Origin of the sequence: Streptomyces sp. NPDC007162 (genome assembly GCF_040634175.1) — a bacterium.
GTDB lineage: Bacteria > Actinomycetota > Actinomycetes > Streptomycetales > Streptomycetaceae > Streptomyces.
In genome coordinates, this window is sequence record NZ_JBEYFC010000721.1 from 1 (window position 1) to 3,666 (window position 3,666).

3 protein-coding genes are annotated in these 3,666 nt (G+C 69.8%); 2 read left to right on the forward strand and 1 reads right to left on the reverse strand.

Annotated features, from left to right (window positions below):
- On the reverse strand, positions 1-855 hold an 855-nt coding region (locus ABZ646_RS42745; RefSeq protein ID WP_360532068.1), incomplete at its 3' end, for a glycoside hydrolase family 3 N-terminal domain-containing protein.
- A gap of 285 nt (positions 856-1,140) precedes the next feature.
- Here ABZ646_RS42745 and ABZ646_RS42750 point away from each other — a divergent pair.
- Both ABZ646_RS42750 and ABZ646_RS42755 read left to right on the forward strand, forming a co-directional pair.
- On the forward strand, positions 1,141-2,214 hold the full coding sequence (locus tag ABZ646_RS42750; protein ID WP_360532071.1) for a phytanoyl-CoA dioxygenase family protein: 1,074 nt from the start codon (positions 1,141-1,143) through the stop codon (positions 2,212-2,214).
- Complete coding sequence (locus ABZ646_RS42755; protein WP_360532074.1) at positions 2,196-3,503, forward strand: DUF6271 family protein; 1,308 nt, start codon at positions 2,196-2,198, stop codon at positions 3,501-3,503. The genes ABZ646_RS42750 and ABZ646_RS42755 overlap by 19 nt, the downstream gene beginning before the upstream one ends.
- Positions 3,504-3,666: the final 163 nt, after the last annotated feature.

Below are 3,666 nucleotides of genomic sequence, written 5' to 3' on the forward strand. Positions count from 1 at the left end.
GTCGGCGCCCGCGGCGACTGCCCTGACCGTGGCCCCGCCGATCCCGTAGGGGCCTGCCACGGCACCCATCTCGATGGCGTCCGTGACGACGACTCCCTCGAACCCGAGTTCCTGGCGCAGCAGTTCGTCCAGGATGCGCCGGCTCAGGGTGGCGGGCAGTTCGGGGTCGTAGGCGGGGACCAGCAGATGGCCGCTCATCACCGCGCGGACGCCCGCCTCGAGTGCGGCGCGGAACGGCGGCAGGGCCTGCTCGGCGATCCGCGCGCGGTCGGCTTCGTAGACGGGCAGCCCGTGGTGGGAGTCGACGGCCACGTCACCGTGGCCGGGGAAGTGCTTCGCGCAGGCGGCGACACCGGCCGACTGGAGTCCCCGGATCCAGGCCCCGGTGTGCCGCGCCACCACCCTGGCGTCGACACCGAAGGACCTGACCCCGATGATCGGGTTGTCGGGGTTGGAGTTCACGTCCGCGCTGGGCGCGTAGTCGAGGCTCACACCGGCCGTGTGCAGCTGCCGTCCCAGGTCGGCGGCGACCGCCTCGGTCAACTCGGTGTCGTCGACGGTTCCGAGTGCGAAGTTGCCCGGACGGGTGGAGCCGGTGGCCGACTCGATCCGGGTGACGTCACCGGCCTCCTCGTCGATGGCGATGATCAACTCCGGGTTCGCCGCGCGGAGTTGCCCGGTGAGACGCGCTACCTGCCGGGGCGTGACGATGTTGCGGGAGAAGAGCACGACCGAGGTGAGCCCGTCGTCGATCTCGCGCAGCACCCAGTCGGGGGCCTCGGTGCCCACGAAGCCCGGCTGCAGGACGGAGCGTGCCAGCCGGCGCAACTCCTGGCTGTGCTTGCTGGAGACCATCGCGCAAGCCCCTTCTGTTGGTACAGACCAATGGGTTCCCGCTCAGGCTAGCCGCCCTTGTCAAGTGGGCCCGGATCGAGCCGTGTTGGCGAGAACGCACCCTCAACTGGGATGTTTGACAGCGCCAGTTGGTCTAGTCCAAGTTGGTTGCACGCGAGTTCGAAGAGGGGCTGGTGTGACCCGTGGTGCAGTGACCCTGCCCGCAACGGTGTCCGCCCCTCACTCCGCGCAGTCGGCGACCCGCTTCGGGCCGCCGGTCCCCGAGAACGAGGTGTGGAGCACCGCATGCCCACGACTGACCGTTATCTCCATCGAGCCCCCTCGGACACCCCCTACTTCAGCTCGGACGCCGAGACCTATCTCGCCCCGACACCCCTGCGGGACCTGAAGAAGACCCGCCCCCTGCGCGTCCTGTCCGAAGAGGACTTCGCCTTCTGGCAGACCTATGGCTACGTGGTGGTCAAGCAGGCCGTCCCCGCCACGGCCGCCCGGCGACTGCTGGACTTCGCCTGGGAGTTCCAGGGACTCGACCCCGAACGCCCGGAGACCTGGTACGAGGAGCGTGCATACCGCTCCGACCTCGACCGGGAACTGCACATCTACGGCTTCGTCGAGGCCTACCACCACCAGCTCATCTGGGACAGCCGCCAGACCCGGCGGGTCTACGACGCGTTCGTCGACGTCTGGGACTGCGAGGAACTGTGGGTGACGCTCGACCGGCTCAACCTCAACCCGCCCAACATCAAGAACCGTGACCGCGCCCTGATCCCACGCACGGACGAGGGCTTCGACATCGAACTCCACTGGGACGTCGACACCACGCTCGGCGTACTGCCGCAGCGGGTCCAGGGGATCATCGCCCTGACCGACACCACACCGGAACTCGGCGGCTTCCAGTGCTGCCCGGAGCTGTTCAAGCGGTTCGACCAGTGGAAGGTGTTCCAGCCGGCCGACCGCGACCCGATCCGGCCCAGGATCGACCGCTCCGAGTTCCCCGTGGTGCGCCCGGAAATGGCGGCCGGCGACCTGCTGATCTTCAACGGCCTGCTGGCGCACGGGGTGGCACCGAACACCGCCGACCAGGAGGTACGGGCGGTCCAGTACCTGTCGATGATGCCGGCGCTGGAGTCCCACGAGACGCTCAGGCGTTCCCGCGTCGAGTCGTGGCGCACCCTCGCCACGCCCGACTGGAACGGGACGCTGCTGGGGGACGCCACCCGGCACGAGTCCCTGCGGTACGGGCGCGCCACCCTCGACGACCTCGGCGCCAGGCTGCTAGGCCTCACGTCCTGGACCGGGGCGGACCTCGACGGGACGACACCGCAGGCCGGAGAAGAGACATGCGCCGAATCTGCCTGACCCTGCCGACCAACAGGCCCTGCGCGGCGACGATCACCGCCGTCGCCGGTGAAGCGGCCTACGCCGTCCGGCACTTCGACACCGAGGTGCACCTCCTGATCCTGGACTCCTGTGCCGGACCGGCCCACGCGCAGCACGCCGAAGCCGTGCGCCGGATACCCGCGGATCCGCGGATCGTCGTACACCACCTCGACGAGGCACGGCAGCGGGACTTCCTGCGGCGCGCGATCGACCGATCCGGCGCCGTGAAGCCCGACCTCCTGCTGGACCTGATGCTCCCGGCAGGCCTCTCCTACGGCGCCTGCACCAACCGCGCCTTCCTCCTGGCCGCCGCGCTCGGCTGCGAGTCCGTCCACCGCAGGGACTCCGACAGCCGGTACCAGGTGGTGGACGGCGAGACCGTGTACCCCGTCCACCACGAACTGCTGACCCTCGGCCGACGCGCGGCCGACGCCGCCCGCCACGTCACCGAAACCGCCCTGGCCGCCGACCACATGGACAGACGGGTCGCGATGGTGGGCAGCTCGTTCGTCGGCGAACTGTCCGTGGACATCGGCGAGATACTCCGCACCGACCCCGCCGTCTATCACGACATGGTCGGCCTGTGGGCGCCGGCGCACTGGTCCGACGAGCAGAGGAGACAACTCGTCGACGAGTCCTTCCGGGGCGCCGGCACGGACGCCTTCACCACGGACCACTCCACCCTCACCCTGGTCGACCCCATGCGCGTGGACATGTGCAACATCGCCTTCCACGGTGTGCACGAACGGGTGCCCCTGCCGCCCGCCACCGACACGATCGGCAGCGACTACTTCCTGATCCACCTGGTCCACGACGCCGCACTGCCGGGCGTCCTGCACAACCGGAACATCGTCAACTTCTACACCGGCGAACGCCGCACCGATTCCGGGTTCACGGCGTACCAGCTGCGCTTCGTCAAGTTCCTGCTCTCGATGCTCTACTTCCACCACGTCTACGACCACATGGCGCGGGCCGGCGCGGCGCTGCTCGACGGTGAGGGGCAGGTACGCGCGTCCGCGGTGGCCCAGCTCGCCAGGCGGAGCGCGGGGCTCGACCGGAGCGAGAACGTCCGACGGCTCGATGTCCTCGACGCCTCCTACCGAGCACTGGGCGGCCGCTACGCCGAGTTCGCCGACCTCCTGGCGCAGCACCGCGAACGCCTCCTCGACGAGGCGCGCGGTGACATCGAGGACTTCGCCCTGCTGGCGGAGGCGTGGGAGCCGCTGGTACGGGCGGCCGCGCTCACGCCCGTAGCACAGCGGCGGTGAGGGCGACGATGACGCACGAGTCCGCACCGCTGCTCGCCGCGCTGGCGGGCGCCACCGACGACCGGATCTTCTTCGACCTGACCGGCATCGAGAGCCGCTACGACACGCTCCGGGCCGAACTGGCGGCGTGCTTGAGAGCACAACGTGCCGTCGTGCCCGTCAC